14 protein-coding genes, 4 pseudogenes and 2 riboswitches are annotated in these 15,750 nt (G+C 58.8%); of the genes and pseudogenes, 14 read left to right on the top strand and 4 right to left on the bottom strand.

What is annotated here, in order from left to right:
- The first annotated feature begins 119 nt into the window (after window positions 1-119).
- The 7 genes and pseudogenes from rplS to RZS32_RS05485 all read left to right on the top strand — a co-directional run bounded on the left by rplS (window position 120) and on the right by RZS32_RS05485 (window position 6,139).
- Complete coding sequence (rplS, locus tag RZS32_RS05455) at window positions 120-503, top strand: 50S ribosomal protein L19 (protein ID WP_317056013.1); 384 nt, start codon at window positions 120-122, stop codon at window positions 501-503.
- 12 nt (window positions 504-515) lie between these two features.
- A complete protein-coding gene (gene rpmE, locus RZS32_RS05460) occupies window positions 516-737 on the top strand; it encodes a 50S ribosomal protein L31 (RefSeq protein WP_317056014.1) in 222 nt (73 codons plus the stop codon).
- 163 nt (window positions 738-900) lie between these two features.
- A complete protein-coding gene (locus RZS32_RS05465; protein WP_317056015.1) occupies window positions 901-1,665 on the top strand; it encodes an SDR family NAD(P)-dependent oxidoreductase in 765 nt (254 codons plus the stop codon).
- Between the two features lie 201 nt (window positions 1,666-1,866).
- Window positions 1,867-2,677 (top strand): annotated as a pseudogene (locus tag RZS32_RS05470) (division plane positioning ATPase MipZ).
- 128 nt (window positions 2,678-2,805) lie between these two features.
- Window positions 2,806-2,914: riboswitch (TPP riboswitch) on the top strand.
- 34 nt (window positions 2,915-2,948) lie between these two features.
- A pseudogene (thiB, locus tag RZS32_RS05475) lies at window positions 2,949-3,928 on the top strand (thiamine ABC transporter substrate binding subunit).
- Window positions 3,904-5,460 carry a thiamine/thiamine pyrophosphate ABC transporter permease ThiP gene (locus RZS32_RS05480; protein WP_317056018.1) on the top strand — a complete coding sequence of 519 codons (1,557 nt, stop codon included), beginning with the start codon at window positions 3,904-3,906 and terminating at the stop codon, window positions 5,458-5,460. Before thiB ends, RZS32_RS05480 begins: the two are co-directional and overlap by 25 nt.
- Window positions 5,447-6,139: an ATP-binding cassette domain-containing protein gene (locus tag RZS32_RS05485; RefSeq protein WP_317056019.1), complete on the top strand. Its 693-nt coding sequence runs from the start codon at window positions 5,447-5,449 to the stop codon at window positions 6,137-6,139. The genes RZS32_RS05480 and RZS32_RS05485 overlap by 14 nt, the downstream gene beginning before the upstream one ends.
- Window positions 6,140-6,468: 329 nt before the next feature.
- Here RZS32_RS05485 and RZS32_RS05490 read toward each other — a convergent pair whose 3' ends face one another.
- The 3 genes from RZS32_RS05490 to RZS32_RS05500 all read right to left on the bottom strand — a co-directional run bounded on the left by RZS32_RS05490 (window position 6,469) and on the right by RZS32_RS05500 (window position 8,816).
- On the bottom strand, window positions 6,469-6,906 hold the full coding sequence (locus RZS32_RS05490) for a 6,7-dimethyl-8-ribityllumazine synthase (protein WP_317056020.1): 438 nt from the start codon (window positions 6,904-6,906) through the stop codon (window positions 6,469-6,471).
- Between the two features lie 78 nt (window positions 6,907-6,984).
- Window positions 6,985-7,139: riboswitch (FMN riboswitch) on the bottom strand.
- Window positions 7,140-7,313: 174 nt separating this feature from the next.
- Window positions 7,314-7,541, bottom strand: a complete 228-nt coding sequence (locus RZS32_RS05495) for an EF-hand domain-containing protein (RefSeq protein ID WP_317056021.1) — start codon at window positions 7,539-7,541, stop codon at window positions 7,314-7,316.
- Between the two features lie 276 nt (window positions 7,542-7,817).
- Window positions 7,818-8,816, bottom strand: a complete 999-nt coding sequence (locus tag RZS32_RS05500) for an asparaginase (protein WP_317056022.1) — start codon at window positions 8,814-8,816, stop codon at window positions 7,818-7,820.
- Window positions 8,817-9,019: 203 nt separating this feature from the next.
- Between RZS32_RS05500 and RZS32_RS05505 the strand changes: the two genes are divergently transcribed.
- Entirely contained in the window at window positions 9,020-9,523 is a 504-nt protein-coding gene (locus RZS32_RS05505; protein ID WP_339106904.1) for an invasion associated locus B family protein, read from the top strand.
- Between the two features lie 27 nt (window positions 9,524-9,550).
- On the opposite strand, the pseudogene RZS32_RS05510 reads toward RZS32_RS05505, so the two are convergent.
- Window positions 9,551-10,500, bottom strand: a pseudogene (locus RZS32_RS05510) (L-threonylcarbamoyladenylate synthase).
- Between the two features lie 135 nt (window positions 10,501-10,635).
- Here RZS32_RS05510 and RZS32_RS05515 point away from each other — a divergent pair.
- The 6 genes and pseudogenes from RZS32_RS05515 to fdhD all read left to right on the top strand — a co-directional run bounded on the left by RZS32_RS05515 (window position 10,636) and on the right by fdhD (window position 15,714).
- Window positions 10,636-12,352: pseudogene (locus RZS32_RS05515) on the top strand (acyl-CoA dehydrogenase).
- The gene (locus RZS32_RS05520; protein ID WP_317056025.1) at window positions 12,352-13,395 is read left to right on the top strand and encodes an MBL fold metallo-hydrolase; all 1,044 of its coding nucleotides are present in this window, start codon (window positions 12,352-12,354) and stop codon (window positions 13,393-13,395) included. The pseudogene RZS32_RS05515 and the gene RZS32_RS05520 overlap by 1 nt, the downstream one beginning before the upstream one ends.
- A gap of 5 nt (window positions 13,396-13,400) precedes the next feature.
- The gene (locus RZS32_RS05525) at window positions 13,401-13,850 is read left to right on the top strand and encodes a DUF6173 family protein (RefSeq protein WP_317056026.1); all 450 of its coding nucleotides are present in this window, start codon (window positions 13,401-13,403) and stop codon (window positions 13,848-13,850) included.
- Window positions 13,851-13,939: 89 nt separating this feature from the next.
- Complete coding sequence (locus RZS32_RS05530; protein WP_317056027.1) at window positions 13,940-14,074, top strand: aa3-type cytochrome c oxidase subunit IV; 135 nt, start codon at window positions 13,940-13,942, stop codon at window positions 14,072-14,074.
- Window positions 14,075-14,095: 21 nt separating this feature from the next.
- Window positions 14,096-14,728, top strand: a complete 633-nt coding sequence (locus tag RZS32_RS05535) for a hypothetical protein (RefSeq protein ID WP_317056028.1) — start codon at window positions 14,096-14,098, stop codon at window positions 14,726-14,728.
- Window positions 14,729-14,823: 95 nt separating this feature from the next.
- Window positions 14,824-15,714, top strand: coding sequence for a formate dehydrogenase accessory sulfurtransferase FdhD (gene fdhD / locus RZS32_RS05540; protein WP_317056029.1), 891 nt, complete (start codon window positions 14,824-14,826; stop codon window positions 15,712-15,714).
- The last annotated feature ends 36 nt before the right edge of the window (window positions 15,715-15,750 follow it).

Consider the following 15,750-nt stretch of genomic DNA (forward strand, 5'->3'; position numbering starts at 1 on the left):
AACAAGATATGACGACCTGATCTCTGGCGGGCGCATCTGCGGACCCGGAAGAAGACCAAGAGCTCTGAGGCCGCGCATCACTTTGCGGGACCAACCGCAAGCATATAGGAGTTGAAGCGATGGACATTATCGCTCAGATCGAGGCGGAACAGATTGCCGCCCTCGGGAAGGACATTCCCGATTTCAAAGCCGGCGACACTGTGCGCGTTGGCTTTAAGGTGACCGAAGGCACCCGCAGCCGTGTTCAGAACTTTGAAGGCGTCTGCATCAGCCGCAAAAACGGCGACGGCATTGCCGGATCCTTCACCGTTCGCAAGATTTCCTTTGGCGAAGGCGTGGAACGTGTGTTCCCGCTCTTTTCGACCAATATCGACAGCATCACCGTTGTCCGCCGCGGCCGCGTGCGCCGCGCCAAGCTCTACTACCTGCGTCAGCGTCGCGGCAAATCCGCCCGTATCGCAGAAGATTCCAACTATAAGCCAAAATCTGGCGCTCAGGCATAAGGAGCGGATAACATGAAAAAAGATCTGCACCCCGATTATCACATCATTGATGTCAAAATGACCGATGGCACCATCGTGCAAATGCGCTCGACCTACGGCAATGAAGGCGACACGCTCTCGCTCGACGTGGATCCCTCGGTGCATCCCGCCTGGACCGGCGGCGGCGCGCGCCTCACAGACGCAGGCGGTCGTGTGTCGAAGTTCAAAAACAAATACGCAGGGCTGGGCTTCTAAGCAGAGCGCTCTGACAGATTTGAAACGCCGCTCCCTCGGGGCGGCGTTTTTTGTTGAGGTGTCTCGGATCAGAGAGTGTCAATGGATAGGTCGCAAGTTGAACAAGCAAAACTGTTCCGATCTGTTACGGTGTCCGGGATTGAGCAGATGAAGGAATAAGACGATGGAACGGTTGCTTGGCAGAACAGCATTCATAACAGGTGCGGGTTCCGGGTTTGGCGCTGGAATAGCCAAGGCATTTTGCCAAGAGGGTGCAAGCGTTGTCGTCGCAGATTTGGACGCGGCCGCAGCTCATAAAATGGCTGACGCGTTGTGCGCCGATGGCGGCACTGCTTTTGGGGTCGGGGTTGACATCACAAACCGCGACAGCCTCGACGCTGGTATTGCATTCTGCCGGGAAAATTTGGGCTCGCTGAATACACTTGTGGCCAACGCAGGCATCGGCCAACGTCCGGTGTCTATATCAGATACCACCGCTAACGAACTTACGCGTCAGTTCGAAACCAATTCCATAGGCGTTGTTCAAAGTTGCCAGGCCGCCCTCGCCGCTCTGAGAGACGCACAGGACCCCTCTATCGTCATCACAGTGTCAGGCATTGCTCTCGTACCAAGACCGCAGCTCTACGGGTATGGAATGGCAAAGGCAGCCGCCGCGTATTTCATGAAATCATTGGCGCTTGAACTCGCTCCGGAACGGATTCGAGTTAACGGACTCTTTCCCGCAGTTGGTCAAACTCCAATGTTGGCGGAGTTCGCGGGCGGTAAACTGGACGAAGGAGATGCCGCCACATTTGCCGACGCCTTACCTCTTGGACGATTGATCACACCTGAGGATGTAGGACATGCCGCCGTGTACCTCGCCTCTCCGAAGGAAGCCGCGACTGTGACAGGGTGCGCCCTGCCTGTGGATTCTGGCCGATGCATCTAAAGTCGCCGCCGCAAGCTCTACGTTTGATCGCTATGAGTTTGAAGTGGCATTCAGTTCCCAAAGCCAACGGCCTAAGGCCTGCCATGGCGCAAATGCAATAACTTGTGCACAAATCCCATATCCTGCTTCACGGAGGGGATTGCGCAACCTATAGTCTTGCCAAAACCTGCAGAGCAGCATGGCAGGATATGAGGGACAGGCATGGCGCATATTATCGTCGTCGGGAATGAAAAAGGCGGGGCGGGCAAGTCGACCGTGTCGATGCATGTGGCCACGGCCCTGGCCCGCATGGGCCACAAGGTCAGCGCACTTGATCTTGATCTGCGGCAGAAAACCTTTGGGCGTTATGCGCTCAATCGGGCAAAATTCTTGAAGGCTGAGGGCCTGTCACTGCCAAGCCCACGCTACAAGGACCTGCCCGAAATTGACCCCGCGCAGCTGCGCGCAGGCGAGAACGTCTATGACCGGCGTCTCTCGGTGGCGGTGGCCGAGATGGAAGCGGACAATGATTTCATCATGATCGACTGTCCCGGCTCGCATACCCGCCTGAGCCAGGTGGCGCATTCGCTGGCCGATACGCTGGTCACACCCCTGAACGACAGCTTCATCGACTTTGATCTGCTCGCGCATGTAGACACCGACGGGCAGAAAATTCTTGGACCGTCCGTTTATTCCGAGATGGTCTGGAATGCACTGGCAGCTTCGCGCGCAAGCCGGACTGAAACCCATCGACTGGATCGTTTTGCGCAACCGGCTGGGCGCGCAACAGATGGTCAACAAGGAAAAGATGGGCGCAGCGCTCGACAATCTGGCCAAACGCATCGGGTTCCGCACAGCACCAGGCTTCAACGAGCGCGTCATCTTCCGCGAGCTCTTTCCAAGGGGGCTGACACTTCTGGACCTCAAGGATATTGGCGTCAAACAGCTCAACATTTCCAACGTCGCAGCCCGGCAGGAATTGCGCGACCTGATGAAGGCATTGAACCTCCCCGGTGTGACAGTCGACTTCTGATTTGAACTCTGACCGGAACTGGAGTTTTGCAAAACTCCAGTCTGAAAAATTCTAATTTTTCATGCCGCCTGAGGTGCAGTGTCGCAACTCGATTGGCCTTGCCATCTTTGTCACATCCCCCTACGTTCCGCCCTACCTCGGGGTGTCTTGGGCCGTTCCCAAGACTGAGATGCACGTTGCGGACCCGTTGAACCTGAACCGGCTAGAACCGGCGGAGGGAAGGTTTTGGACATGGCTCCACCCTGCCCCTCTCGCCGCAAAGGAGGATGCCATGAAACATCTGTTTTTTGCTGCGGGATTTTTGAGCGCTGCCACGGTTGCCGTGGCCGAGACGCCTGAATTGACCGTTTATACCTATGACAGTTTCGTCTCCGACTGGGGCCCCGGCCCACAGGTCGAAGAGGCGTTTGAGGCTCAGTGCAACTGCGATCTCAAACTTGTGGGGATCGAGGATGGCGCCGCCCTTCTGGCGCGCATGAAGCTCGAAGGCGCCAGCAGCGATGCCGACGTGGTGCTGGGACTCGACACCAACCTGATCGTTGCAGCCAAGGAAACCGGGCTTTTTGCCGAACATGGGCAGACCCCCGAGCTTGATCTGCCTATTGGATGGAGTGATCCGGTCTTCCTGCCCTATGACTGGGGGTATTTCGCCTTTGTGCACAATGCCGACGCCGAGGCGCCCACCAACTTCAAGGCCCTGGCCGAGAGCGACAAGAAGATCGTCATTCAGGACCCGCGCTCCTCCACACCCGGTCTGGGCCTGCTGATGTGGGTCAAAACCGCCTATGGCGATGAGGCTCCTGCGATCTGGGACGGGTTGGCCGATAACGTTGTCACCGTGACCAAAGGCTGGTCCGAGGCCTACGGTCTCTTCCTCGAAGGCGAGGCCGACATGGTGCTGAGCTATACCACCTCACCCGCCTATCACCTCATTGCCGAGGAGGACCCGAGCAAGGCCGCCGCCGCCTTTGACGAAGGTCACTACATGCAGGTTGAAGTTGCCGCCAAGCTGGCCGGCACGGATCAGCCGGAGCTTGCGGATCAATTCCTCGCTTTCATGCTGTCGGACACGTTCCAGGGCATCATCCCGACCACCAACTGGATGTATCCCGCAGTCACACCCGAGGGGGATTGCCCGAGGGATTTGAGACATTGGTCACACCAGAAAAATCGCTTCTGCTGAGCCCCGAAGAGGCCGCAGCGGCGCGTGATGCGGCGCTGGATGAATGGCTGACCGCGCTCAGCCAGTAAGCGCCACACCCGGCAAGATCGTCGCGGCAGGGGTCGCGGCGATCATCTTTGGTGCCTTGGTGGCTGTGGCCCTGCGCGCCGAGACCGGACGGGGGCTAGGCGCACCTGATTGGGCGGCGCTGCGCTTCACCGTCCTGCAGGCCACGTTATCTGCTTTGTTCAGCGTTGCCCTTGCCATTCCGGTCGCGCGCGCTTTGGCGCGACGGCGGTTCAAGGGCAGACGTGTCCTCATCGCTCTCCTGGGTGCACCCTTCATTCTCCCTGTTATTGTCGCCGTTCTAGGCCTCATTGCCGTCTTCGGCCGCGCAGGATGGGTAAGCAGCATTCTAGGTCTCTTCGGCCTGCCCCCTGTGCAGATTTACGGGCTACACGGTGTGGTCCTGGCCCATGTCTTCTTCAACCTGCCTCTGGCCACACGCCTCATCCTGCAAGGTTGGCAGGAAATTCCCGGCGAACGGTTTCGTCTGGCGGCACAGCTTGGCGTGGATGGCTGGGCCATGGTGCGGCTGATTGAACTGCCCATGCTGATGCGCGTGGTGCCCAGCATTCTGGCGGTGATCTTTGCCATTTGCCTCACCAGCTTTGCGGTGGCCCTGACCTTGGGCGGCGGGCCAAAGGCCACGACAATTGAACTGGCCATCTATCAGGCCTTCCGGTTTGACTTTGACCTAGGCCGGGCGGCGATGCTCTCGGGCGTTCAGCTTTTGTTAACCGTATTGGCTGGCGCGCTGGCCCTGTGGCTGGCCAAGGGCGAAGGTTTTGGCACAGGGTTGGACCGTCATGTCCGGCGGTGGGACGGGCAAACGGCTCTGGCGCGCTATGGAGACAGCACCGTAATCCTTCTGGCGGCGGGCTTTCTGTTGTTGCCCATGCTGGCCATGGCGCTCAATGGTTTGCCCACGCTTCTCAACCTTCCATCGCAAGTTTTCAGCGCCGCATTGACCTCTGTGTTGGTGGCCTCCATCAGCACACTACTCCTGCTCCTCATGGCCCTGCCCATGACCGCCGCAATAGCCCGCGGCCGGGGCGGCGCGCTGGAACTTGCGGGCATTCTTGGGCTCGCCGCCTCGCCTTTGGTGATCGGCACCGGACTCTTCATCCTCATCCGGCCCTGGGGCAACCCACTCGCCTGGGCCTTGCCAGTCACGGCCTTGGTCAATGCCATCACCGTGCTGCCCTTTGCCCTGCGCGTTCTGGTGCCCCGCGCGCGGGATGTGGTGGCGCGGCAAGGGCGTCTTGCCCTGTCGCTTGATATGCAAGGCTGGCCCTTTCTGCGCCATGTGCTCTTGCCGCGACTGAAGCCCCAAATCGGCTTTGCCGCCGGGCTGGCCGCCGCATTGTCTATGGGAGACCTCGGCGTCATCACGCTTTTTGCCGACCCAGATGTGGCCACCCTGCCCTTGCAGGTGTATCGCCTGATGGGCGCTTACCAAATGGACACAGCCGCAGGTGCTGCGCTTTTGCTGCTGCTGCTTTCCTTTGGGGCGTTCTGGATTTTGGACAGGGGCGGGCGTGCACATGTTGAAGCTTGAGGACTGCATCATCCGCAATGGCGCGTTCGAGCTGCACGCGAACCTGTCCGTGGCCGAGCGCGCGCGCGTGGCGGTCATAGGCCCTTCTGGCGCGGGCAAATCCACGCTGATCGAAGCCATCGCAGGTTTCCTTCCCGTCGCAACCGGGCGCATCACGTGGAAGGGGCAGGACATCACGGATATGCCTCCCGGCGCGCGGCCTCTGACAATGCTGTTTCAGGAAGACAACCTCTTTCCGCATCTGAGTGTGGCGCAGAATGTGGGGCTTGGGATCCAGCCCAACCTGCGTCTGTCGCCCACGGATCATGCGGCAGTCCGTCAGGCTCTGAACAGAGTTGGTCTCAGCGGCATGCACACGCGCAAACCCTTGGAACTCTCTGGCGGTCAACGCAGCCGCGCAGCTTTGGCACGGGTGCTTGTGCAGCGGCGGGATCTCTTGCTCTTGGATGAGCCTTTTGCGGCGCTTGGCCCCGCGCTGCGCGCCGAAATGCTCGATCTGGTGCAGGAGTTATGCGAAGAGACTGGCGCCACGCTTTTGATGATCAGCCACGCCCCCGAAGATGCGCGGCGGATTGCGGGGGAATGCATTCTGGTGGCGGATGGGGCGGCACACCCGCCGCAGGAGACAACGGCGCTTTTGGACAATCCGCCGAAGGTTTTGCGGGACTATTTGGGGTGAGCGCAACGGATCGGTCATCGCTCCAAATGTTTCGCGCGCGAAACAAGTTAATGCATTGTTAAAAAGCGGTTTTTAGGATTCAACGGCGCGCCATAGGTAAGGTATTTGCGGTAGGGCGGGGTTTCACCCCGCCACATGTTCACCGAATGGGTAGGCGGGGTGAAACCCCGCCCTACGGCAACCTCAAATGCTTCGCACAAAAAACATCATAAGATATTGTTAATATTCATTAATATTACGTAAATTTCGGGCAAAATGTTTCGCATGCGAAACGTTTTGAGCCCTTGATCGGGATAAGGTGGGCAAAACTGCCCACCCTACGGCTTTTCTCAGGCCGCTTGCAGGGATTTGCGCGCCTGTGTGATCTGCAATGCGGCCCGCGCGGCCTCGCGGCCTTTCTCGACAAAATGCGCGCCGAAGACCGCATTATGATGCGCGCTGTCCTGATACTGATGCGGGGTCAGGGACACCGACAGCACCGGCACGCCGCTATCAAGGCCCGCGCGCATCAGACCATCGACCACGGCTTGCGCGACAAACTCATGCCGGTAAATACCGCCATCGACCACAAACGCCGCCGCCACAATCGCGGTATAGCGCCCTGTTCCCGCCAGATCACGGGCCAGAAGCGGCAGTTCAAATGCGCCGGGAACGTCGAACACATCGACGTTCTCGCGCGGGATAACTTCACAAAACCCCTCTAGGGCACGATCCACAATATCGGCGTGCCAGTTGGCTTTGACAAAGGCGTAACGGGTGTGTGTCATGGCATTCTCCTTTCACTGTCGCGACACGTTCACCCAAGGCGCAGCACGACAGGACAGGACGCTTGACGCGGCCAGACCTGGCGTTCTCTTCCATCCGGACTGTGACCGTCGGCTCTGGAGTTGCACCAGATCTGCTGACCAAGGGTTTCGGGAAGAAACCCGTTGCGCTCGCGGGCTTCGGGCCATGGCCCGTTACCGCCGGTGGGGAATTTCACCCCGCCCTGAGAACATGTGGGAGAATGCAGGAAAGTCGCGGTATGGGCAAGCCGGGGAGGTCTTAGGTCTGCGAAACCATTCTGGGGAAGAGGTTGGTTTAGCAACAGGCCTCGGCCGCCATACCGCGACGATCGTAACAAGGCGCGCATCAGGTTTTGGGATTGGATAGATGCGCGCCTTGGAGTGGTGGGTTATGCTGGCAGGATGCCTGCCTCTTTGCCCGCTTGAACTTCGGCTTCGCTCAGAAGGCCATCGCCATCTGCGTCAAGCGTTTCAAACGTGCCCTCAGGCGCATCCGGCATAACTGCCTGGAATTCGTCAGGTGAAACCATACCATCGCCATCGGCATCCATGGCCAGCGCAATGGCAGGCACGCTCATGACAAGTGCAAACAGTGTGACTTTCAGTTCCTTAGTCATTTCGACTTTCCCTTTGTTGGGTTCAGGTGTCCGGGGCGTCATGCCCTCGGACCCTCAACATGGAGATGCGTTTTGCGGTTGGTTAGAGGGTCGCGGCAATGGCCAGGTTTTTCGCAAAAAAAGGCTCAGGGCGCGGGACAGAATCAGCAGGGGATTGCCGGGTGAAGGCAGGTCTATGCCCACGCGCGGAAAGCAGCGCAGGGTACTCAGGGGGATCGGCGAAAAGCTGTAGAAACGGTGGTGAACTTGGTGTGAGCAAAGCTCTGCCGAAAAGGCTCAGGACAGCAAGGCATCGACCGGTTTGATCTGGCCTGTCTCGACTTTTCGACGATTGCGGATGGGCGCGTTCATAAAACGCCCGGCAGATGGATGCTCGGGGTCGAGCACCCCAATACGCACCAAAAGCGCAGCAATCGTGCAGTTGGCTGCGCGGGTAGACCCATCCGTGATTTTCAATGCAATCCCTCGCTTACGGGTCGGCGCAATGGCGACAAAATAGCCCTCTGCCCCGGTTTTGAGCGCCACAGGCTCTGAACAGGCGCGCATCAATTCGGTGCAGGCGCGTTTTTCGCCGGCAACCAGAAGCGGATGCTCAATCATCGCCTGCACAAGCCGCACCGCCGCTGTGTGGCGCGCGTCTTTGCCCTCAACCGCACTTGCAAACCACCCCATGGCCCGGCCCATGCCGCGCATTGTGGTGATCGAATTGGGCGCAGAACAGCCATCGGGTGCAAATCCCGGGCTTGGTTCGCCCGTGACCTCTTCGAACGCTGCGAAACACGCTTGCTGCGCCGGGTGGTTCGGGTCGATGTAGTCTGCCCCGCCGCCCAGATGCTTGGATACGGTCATGAACCCTGCATGCTTGCCAGAGCAGTTGTTATGGACCTGACAGGGGGATCCATCGGTTTTGATCAATTCGTTAAACGCCGCACGATCCTGCGGCATCTGGGGGCCACAGCGGAAATCATTGTCCGTGTAGCCCAACCCCGTGATCCAGTCGCTTACGCGGTCCGTGTGAACCGCCGCACCCTGATGCGAGGCACAGGACAGCGCAAGGTGTTCTGTTGTCAGGTGAAAGGCCTCCGCCGCGCCGCTTTCGATGAGCGGCAAGGCCTGGATCATCTTGGCCGAGCTGCGCGGATAGACCACCGCATCGGGGTCACCCCAGCACTCGACGATCTCACCTTTTTCGTCACAAATCAGAGCATGTCCGTAGTGCAGGCTTTCAATAATCTGTCCGCGCCAGATTTCTGTCAGGGGAACTGGGGTACTCATCGTCTGTCTCAGGCTCTGTTGCTCACGCGAAATTTTGCCAATTGGTCCTTTTATGTCTCGCGTGTTTCAGGCTATTATTGCAATGTCGAGACTGAATTGGCCAATTTTATAAGATTTCCGACAAGGAATGCAGTTGGCTTGGGAAAATTGAGGCTAGGAACAGCTTGGAGGCTGCTCAAATGGGATTACTGAAAGCAATCGGTATGGTCGGAGTGTTTGCTGCGCTCACGGCGACGGGTGTTTCAGCACAAGAAGAAAGCACAAATCAGGTGGCGGCCAAGACCGCGTGGAGCGTTTTTGAGGATGCGGATCCGAAAGAATGCTGGGCGGTGTCGTCGCCGACCGAAACCGTGAACACCAAGGATGGCCGCGTGGTGGCTGTGCGGCGCGGTGATATTCTGTTCATGACCTTTTTCCGCCCCGGCGCGGGTGTGAAGGGTCAGGTGACATTCACCGGGGGGTATCCTTTTGCGGGTGGCTCGACCGTGAACGTCAATATCGGCGGACAGGAATTTGAGATGTTCACCGAAGGCGAATGGGCTTGGCCGGCGAGCACCTCGGATGATGCCAAGATCATTGCGGCGATGCAGCGCGGGACCAACGCGGTTCTAACGGCGCGCTCAGGGCGTGGCACCATCACCAAGGATACGTTCTCACTTTTGGGCTTCACCGCTGCTCTCGACGAAGCCGAGAAGCGCTGTCAGTAGCGCCATAGATAGGCTATTAACAAAGGTTTAAACGTCGCGTGGGGCTGCTGCGCGGCGTAATCTGTCGTTTATGGCGCGTCCCAATCCCATGTCGGGGATAGGCGATACAGCGATCACCTCGGCCCCCAAGTCATCAAGGCTGTGAAGGTGCCCAAAGAGGTTTGCCGCGGCTTCGATGAGGTCGCCCGCCTCAGACAGGTTGAGATCGCACTCCACCTTACCAAACCCCAGCAGGTGCTCGCCGGACCGCCTTGTCTCGGCGTTCAGGCGCACAGTGGCACCCGGCGCATAGTGCGAGGCAAGCTGCCCGGGGGCGTTGATCGCATCTGTGTCGCCATGCTGTTCAAGAGGCTGGCCCAGCGCGGCTTCAACGGCCTCATGGGGAAGCCCCCGGGACGTAACAGTGTGGGCGCATCGGTGACGCCCAGAATGGTGGATTCCAGCCCGACATCACAGGTGCCGCCATCTACCACTGCGTCGATCTTGCCCTCCAACCCGGCCATCACGTGATCGGCACTGGTTGGGCTGATCCGACCGGAGGGGTTGGCCGATGGCGCCGCAACCGGACCGTTGAAAGCGCGCAGCAACGCTTGCCCCACCGGGTGCGCGGGCACACGAATGGCCAGTGTGGGCAACTCGGCCGTGACCAGCGGCGACAGGCCGGTCCCTGCGCGCAACGGCAAGACCAAAGTCATCGGTCCGGGCCAGAACGCCGAGGCGAGGCGGTCCGCCGTATCAGACCATTCAACGTACAATTTGGCCATCTCGGCATCATGCACATGCACAATCAGTGGATTGAACCGCGGCCTGCCTTTGGCGTCAAAAATACGCGCTACAGCATGGTCATTGCGCGCGTCCGCGCCGAGGCCATAAACCGTCTCGGTTGGAAAGGCGACAAGCCCACCTTCGTGCAGGATATCTGCAGCGCGCGACAGGCCCTGATCATCGCCAGGCAAAATTTGAAGAGACGAAGGCATAACAGGTTTGACGCCGCGTTTTTGTTGCTGGTCCAGATGCTTGCAATACTGTGGCAGCAGATTGAGACTCACACAGATACAGAAGCGGCCCCGCAATTCCAAGCCGCTCAGCTGTAATTAACCCAGGAGACAGACATGCCGTATCGCGCCCCTGTCACAGATTTTCAGTTCCTGTTTGATCACGTTGTCGGTTTGAAAGACATCACTGAAACCGAGCGGTTTTCTGATGCGTCCCCGGACCTCGTTCAGGCGATTTTGTCTGAGGCGGCCAAGCTCAGCGAAGAGGTGCTGGCCCCGCTGCAGCGGGCGGGCGATTTGCATCCTGCGCATTTGGAGAACGATATTGTGCGCACCAGCCCCGGTTTTGCCGAGGGGTATCAGGCGATTGCCGACGGGGGTGGGTCTCTATTGCGGCCAACCCCGAGCATGGGGGTATGGGGTTGCCCATGACCGTGACCTCGGCAGTGAACGAGATGATGGGCAGCGCGTGCCTCAGCCTTCAGGTCAGCCCGTTGATGACCCAAGGTCAGATCGAGGCGCTGGAACATCACGCCAGCGATGAAATCAAGGCGATTTACCTGCCCAAACTGGTCAGCGGCGCGTGGTCGGGGACGATGAACCTGACCGAGGCGCATGCGGGGAGTGATGTAGGATCCCTGCGCAGCAAGGCAGAGCCCAACGGTGACGGGACGTATGCGATCACGGGTCAGAAGATTTTCATCAGCTGGGGCGACAATGATTTTACCGAAAATGTCTGTCACCTTGTCTTGGCGCGTCTGCCCGATGCAGGGCCGGGGACCAAAGGGATCAGTCTCTTTCTGGTGCCGAAATTCATTCCCGATGCGGAGGGCACTCCGGGCAAGGCAAACGATCTGAAAGTGGTCAGCCTTGAGCACAAGCTGGGCCTGCACGGCAGCCCCACAGCCGTGATGCAGTATGACGGCGCCACCGGATGGCTTGTGGGCGAGGAACATGACGGGATGCGCGCCATGTTCACAATGATGAACAATGCACGTCTTGGCGTGAGCCTACAAGGGATCGCCGCCGCAGAGGGCGCGATGCAGCATGCAATTGCGTATGCCACAGATCGTGCCCAAGGCCGCAGCTTTGCGCCCAATCCCACCGGCACGATTTTCGATCATGCCGATGTGCGCCGGATGCTGACCACCATGAAGGCCGAAATTTTCGCGGCGCGCGCGATTTCCTTGTCGCTGGCCGCGGCGATTGACATGGAAACGGCGACGGGTGCCGATGAATGGCGGGCGCGGGCCGCATTTCTGACGCCCATTGCCAAGGCGTTTGGCACGGAAACAGGCATCTCAATGTGCAATATCGGCGTGCAAGTGCATGGCGGGATGGGCTATGTCGAGGAAACCGGTGCGGCGCAGTATTTGCGAGATGTGCGGGTCACGGCGATTTACGAAGGCACGAATGGAATACAGGCGATGGATCTGACAGGCCGCAAACTGGCTGATGGGGGCGAGGCGGCTTATGCGATCCTTGATGAAATCGAGGAACGTGCTGAGGCCGCGCGTCACAGTTTGCCCGATCTGGCCGAGCCGGTGTGGCAGGCCACAGAGAGCCTGCGGGAAGCCACCGAATGGATGGTGGCACAGACGGATATGAACGCGCGCTTTGCCGGCGCTCTGCCCTTCTTGCGCGCCTTTGGTCGTGTGCTTGGGGGGATTTCCACCTGACAGCGGCGATGGCGACAGAGGGCAAAGGGCCGCGGGCAAGTCTGGCGCAGTTTTACATCGCTCAGCTTTTGCCTGAGACACATGGCCTTCTGGCGCAGGCGACGGCGGGGGCGGATACGCTTTATGCCCTCAGCCAAGAAGATTTTGCCGCCTGATGGCAGAGACCAGCGGCAAAATCCAAACCCCTTGGGACAGCCCACCGGAACATGGTGAGGCGATTGAAGTCGCGCCTGGCGTGCTCTGGATTCGCCTGCCGCTTCCCATGGCGCTGGATCATGTGAATATCTACGCGTTTGACGAGGGTGAGAGCTGGACCATTGTGGATACCGGCATTCGCTCCAAGCGGTCGCAGGCTTTGTGGGAGGGCATTCTGTCAGGGCCGCTCGACGGCAAACCGGTCTCGCGTGTTGTACTGACACATCACCATCCGGATCATATCGGTATGGCTGGCATGCTGATGGAGCGGTTCGGGGCCGAACTTGTCATGACTCGCACGGCCTATCTGATGGCGCGCATGCTGATTCTGGATGTTGAGGAACGCCCGACGCCGCAGGCGCTACAATTCTGGCGGCGCTCCGGGATGGACCCGGAAATCTATGAGGCGCGCAAGAATGACAGGCCGTATAATTTTGGCGATATCTGTGCACCTCTTCCGGTGGGGTATACGCGCGTCACACAGGGCGATGTCCTTCGTATGGGCGGACGCGGCTGGGAGGTGCATATCGGCAATGGGCATGCGCCCGAGCATCTAACGCTCTGGAGCCGTGATGATCATCTAGTGGTAGCCGGAGATCAGATCATTTCCTCGATAAGCCCCAATATCGGCGTCTATCCGACCGAGCCGGACGCAGATCCGGTGGCGGATTGGCTTGAGGCTTGCGGGCGGCTGGCGGCGCTCGCGCGAGAGGATCATGTGGTTTTGTCGGGGCATAAACTGCCTTTCACCGGCCTGCCCACGCGGATGCGCCAGTTGATCGACAACCATCACGGCGCGCTTGATCGTCTGAGAACACATCTGGACACGCCAAAGACCGCCGCTGAATGCTTTGCGCCCTTGTTCAAACGAAAAATTGATCCTGGCACTTATGGATTGGCCCTTGTCGAAGCGGTTGCGCATCTCAATCATCTGCATCAGGCTGGAGACATAAGCCGCCACCTGCGAGAGGATGGCGCGTGGATTTGGCACAGTGAGGGGTGAGCATTATGGACGATAAAATCGAAACATCCGCAGAAGCAGCCGAGGCTGCGGCTTTGCCGCGGTGTCATGAGGTTCATACGGACCCAAGCAAGCCGCACACGGATGTGCCCGACGCCGTTGCCAAAAGCCCCGTGGAACAAAAAAGCCCGGCACAATGGGCCTATGAGCGGTTGATCCTCTACATCCAGAATTTTGAGAAAACGCTCGACAATGAGCATGAGATTGCGATGGGTTTCACCGGCGGTCAGGCCGGTGTGCTGCGGATTGAGGGCATGGGGTATTTTGACCCGGATATCGTGACCTTCTATGGCAGCGACCCGGCAGGAACAAAAACCCAATTGATTCAACATGTCAGCCAGTTGAGCGTGCTCCTGCGCGCCCTTCCCAAGCAGGAAGAACAGAAAGAAGCCAACCGGATCGGATTTCGTCTGGCGGAGGACCTTGAAAAAGGCTGAGACCTGCGACGTTCAGGGGCGTGACAGTGCTGTGGAAATCCAGTATCCACGCGATCGACAGTTTTACTTTGCACATGAGGGACGGGATCATGTCGGATCACAAACACGGCGATATGGACATCAAAGTTCAGGAAAAGACCTTTAACGGGTTTATCAAAGCCTCGACCTGGGTTGCGGGGATTTCCATCGCGCTGTTGCTGTTCATTGCCATGATTAACGGCTGACCGTTTTCCAAAAACGATAAGGTGTATTGTGATGCGCACTCTGGCGCTTGTGATCGCGTCCGCTTTTTTCTGGTTGGATGCGCCGCGCCATCGGTCTGGGCACCAGATGACGCCGTTGCCAAAGCCGCGTATCGTCATGACGGTCCGACACGGCTGACGCTGTTTACGATGGTGAACAACCGCAACGGCAATGGCGGGCACACATCTTTGATGATCAACGGCTCCCAGCGGGTCATCTTTGACCCTGCCGGGTCGTTCAAGCACGAGACCATCCCAGAGCGGAACGACGTGATTTTTGGGATCACGCCGCAGGTTGCGGATGTGTATACGCGGTTTCATGCGCGCAAGACGTGGCATGTGCGCATTCAGCAAATTGATGTCAGCCCTGAAAAAGCCGAGCAGGTTATGCGTCTGGCGCAAGGGTATGGGGCTGTGCCCGGTGCGTTTTGTGCGCGCGCCACGTCGGAAATTCTGGCTGAGGCCTTTCCCGGGCAGGTCAGCCAGACGTTTTACCCTGTGAAGCTCGCCGATCAGTTTGCCAAGGTGCCTGGTGTCACCGAGCAGCGCTTGCACGAATATGACAGCGACGACAATTCCAAGGTGCTGCGCGAATGGAACCCGGATGCTGTCGCACGGGCTGCGACGCTGAACTGACCTCACACAATTTGGTGCATTGCGTCGCCGGACCAAAGCCTTAGACTAACTTCGTTTTGTGCGGGCTGCGGCTTGGATTATGGGGAGGACCCTTCGTGGCGGTCGAAGACATACTGTCGGATTATCTCATTGCGCCTGATCCAAAGGCCGCGCGGCTGACGCGTGCGGTGATGGGGCATGACCACGAGGGGCAGTCGGTTGAGATTTCTGTGGTGGAAGAGCGTCCACTCACCATTTTTCTCAACGGCCAGGAAATCGTCACCGCCATGACGATTGGCGACTATCCCGATTACCTGGCGCTGGGCTTTCTGCGCAATCAGGGCATGCTGCGGGATGGCGAGACCGTCACAGGGGTGGATTATGACGAAGATCTTGAAACCGTCGTTGTGCGCACGGATGGACAGACTACCTACGAAGAAAAGCTGAAGAAAAAGACGCGCACCAGTGGCTGTGCGGTGGGGACGGTCTTTGGCGACATGATGGAGGGGCTTGAGGGCATGGTGCTGCCGCAAGTGTCGGTGCGGACCTCAGACCTTTATCAGCTTGCTTCCAAGATCAACCGCACCCCGTCGCTTTACCTTGAGGCAGGCGCGATTCACGGCACGGTGCTCTGTCAGGGCGCGCGACCGCTGGTCTATATGGAGGATGTGGGGCGGCATAATGCGGTGGACAAGATTGCCGGGTGGATGCTGTCTGAGGGTGTGAGTGCAGAAGATAAGCTGCTCTACACCACCGGGCGGCTGACCTCGGAGATGGTGATCAAGACGGCGTTGATGGGCATTCCCGTGCTGGCCTCCCGATCAGGCTTTACCGCCTGGGGCGTGGAGATAGCCCGCGAGGTGGGTCTCACGCTGATTGGGCGGATGCGGGGCAAGCGGTTTGTGTGTTTGTCAGGAGAGGAGCGGCTGGACCGGGATGTGAATCCTGCAGACGTGCCTGATGAGGATAAGAAGCATCGCCGGAAATCTGCAGGTGGTGGCACGTGAGACGGCGCGTCATTTTCTTGCAAGAAAATGGGCAAG

This window comes from Roseovarius sp. W115, from assembly GCF_032842945.2.
GTDB classification, from domain to species: domain Bacteria; phylum Pseudomonadota; class Alphaproteobacteria; order Rhodobacterales; family Rhodobacteraceae; genus Roseovarius; species Roseovarius rhodophyticola.

Excerpts from the sequence above, each read along its gene's own strand:
- rplS (WP_317056013.1), top strand. The coding sequence starts at position 120 with ATGGACATTATCGCTCAGATCGAGGCGGAACAGATTGCCGCCCTCGGG.
- rpmE (WP_317056014.1), top strand. The coding sequence starts at position 516 with ATGAAAAAAGATCTGCACCCCGATTATCACATCATTGATGTCAAAATG.
- RZS32_RS05465 (WP_317056015.1), top strand. The coding sequence starts at position 901 with ATGGAACGGTTGCTTGGCAGAACAGCATTCATAACAGGTGCGGGTTCC.
- RZS32_RS05480 (WP_317056018.1), top strand. The coding sequence starts at position 3,904 with ATGGCTGACCGCGCTCAGCCAGTAAGCGCCACACCCGGCAAGATCGTC.
- RZS32_RS05485 (WP_317056019.1), top strand. The coding sequence starts at position 5,447 with ATGTTGAAGCTTGAGGACTGCATCATCCGCAATGGCGCGTTCGAGCTG.
- RZS32_RS05490 (WP_317056020.1), bottom strand. The coding sequence starts at position 6,906 with ATGACACACACCCGTTACGCCTTTGTCAAAGCCAACTGGCACGCCGAT.
- RZS32_RS05495 (WP_317056021.1), bottom strand. The coding sequence starts at position 7,541 with ATGACTAAGGAACTGAAAGTCACACTGTTTGCACTTGTCATGAGCGTG.
- RZS32_RS05500 (WP_317056022.1), bottom strand. The coding sequence starts at position 8,816 with ATGAGTACCCCAGTTCCCCTGACAGAAATCTGGCGCGGACAGATTATT.
- RZS32_RS05505 (WP_339106904.1), top strand. The coding sequence starts at position 9,020 with ATGGTCGGAGTGTTTGCTGCGCTCACGGCGACGGGTGTTTCAGCACAA.
- RZS32_RS05520 (WP_317056025.1), top strand. The coding sequence starts at position 12,352 with ATGGCAGAGACCAGCGGCAAAATCCAAACCCCTTGGGACAGCCCACCG.
- RZS32_RS05525 (WP_317056026.1), top strand. The coding sequence starts at position 13,401 with ATGGACGATAAAATCGAAACATCCGCAGAAGCAGCCGAGGCTGCGGCT.
- RZS32_RS05530 (WP_317056027.1), top strand. The coding sequence starts at position 13,940 with ATGTCGGATCACAAACACGGCGATATGGACATCAAAGTTCAGGAAAAG.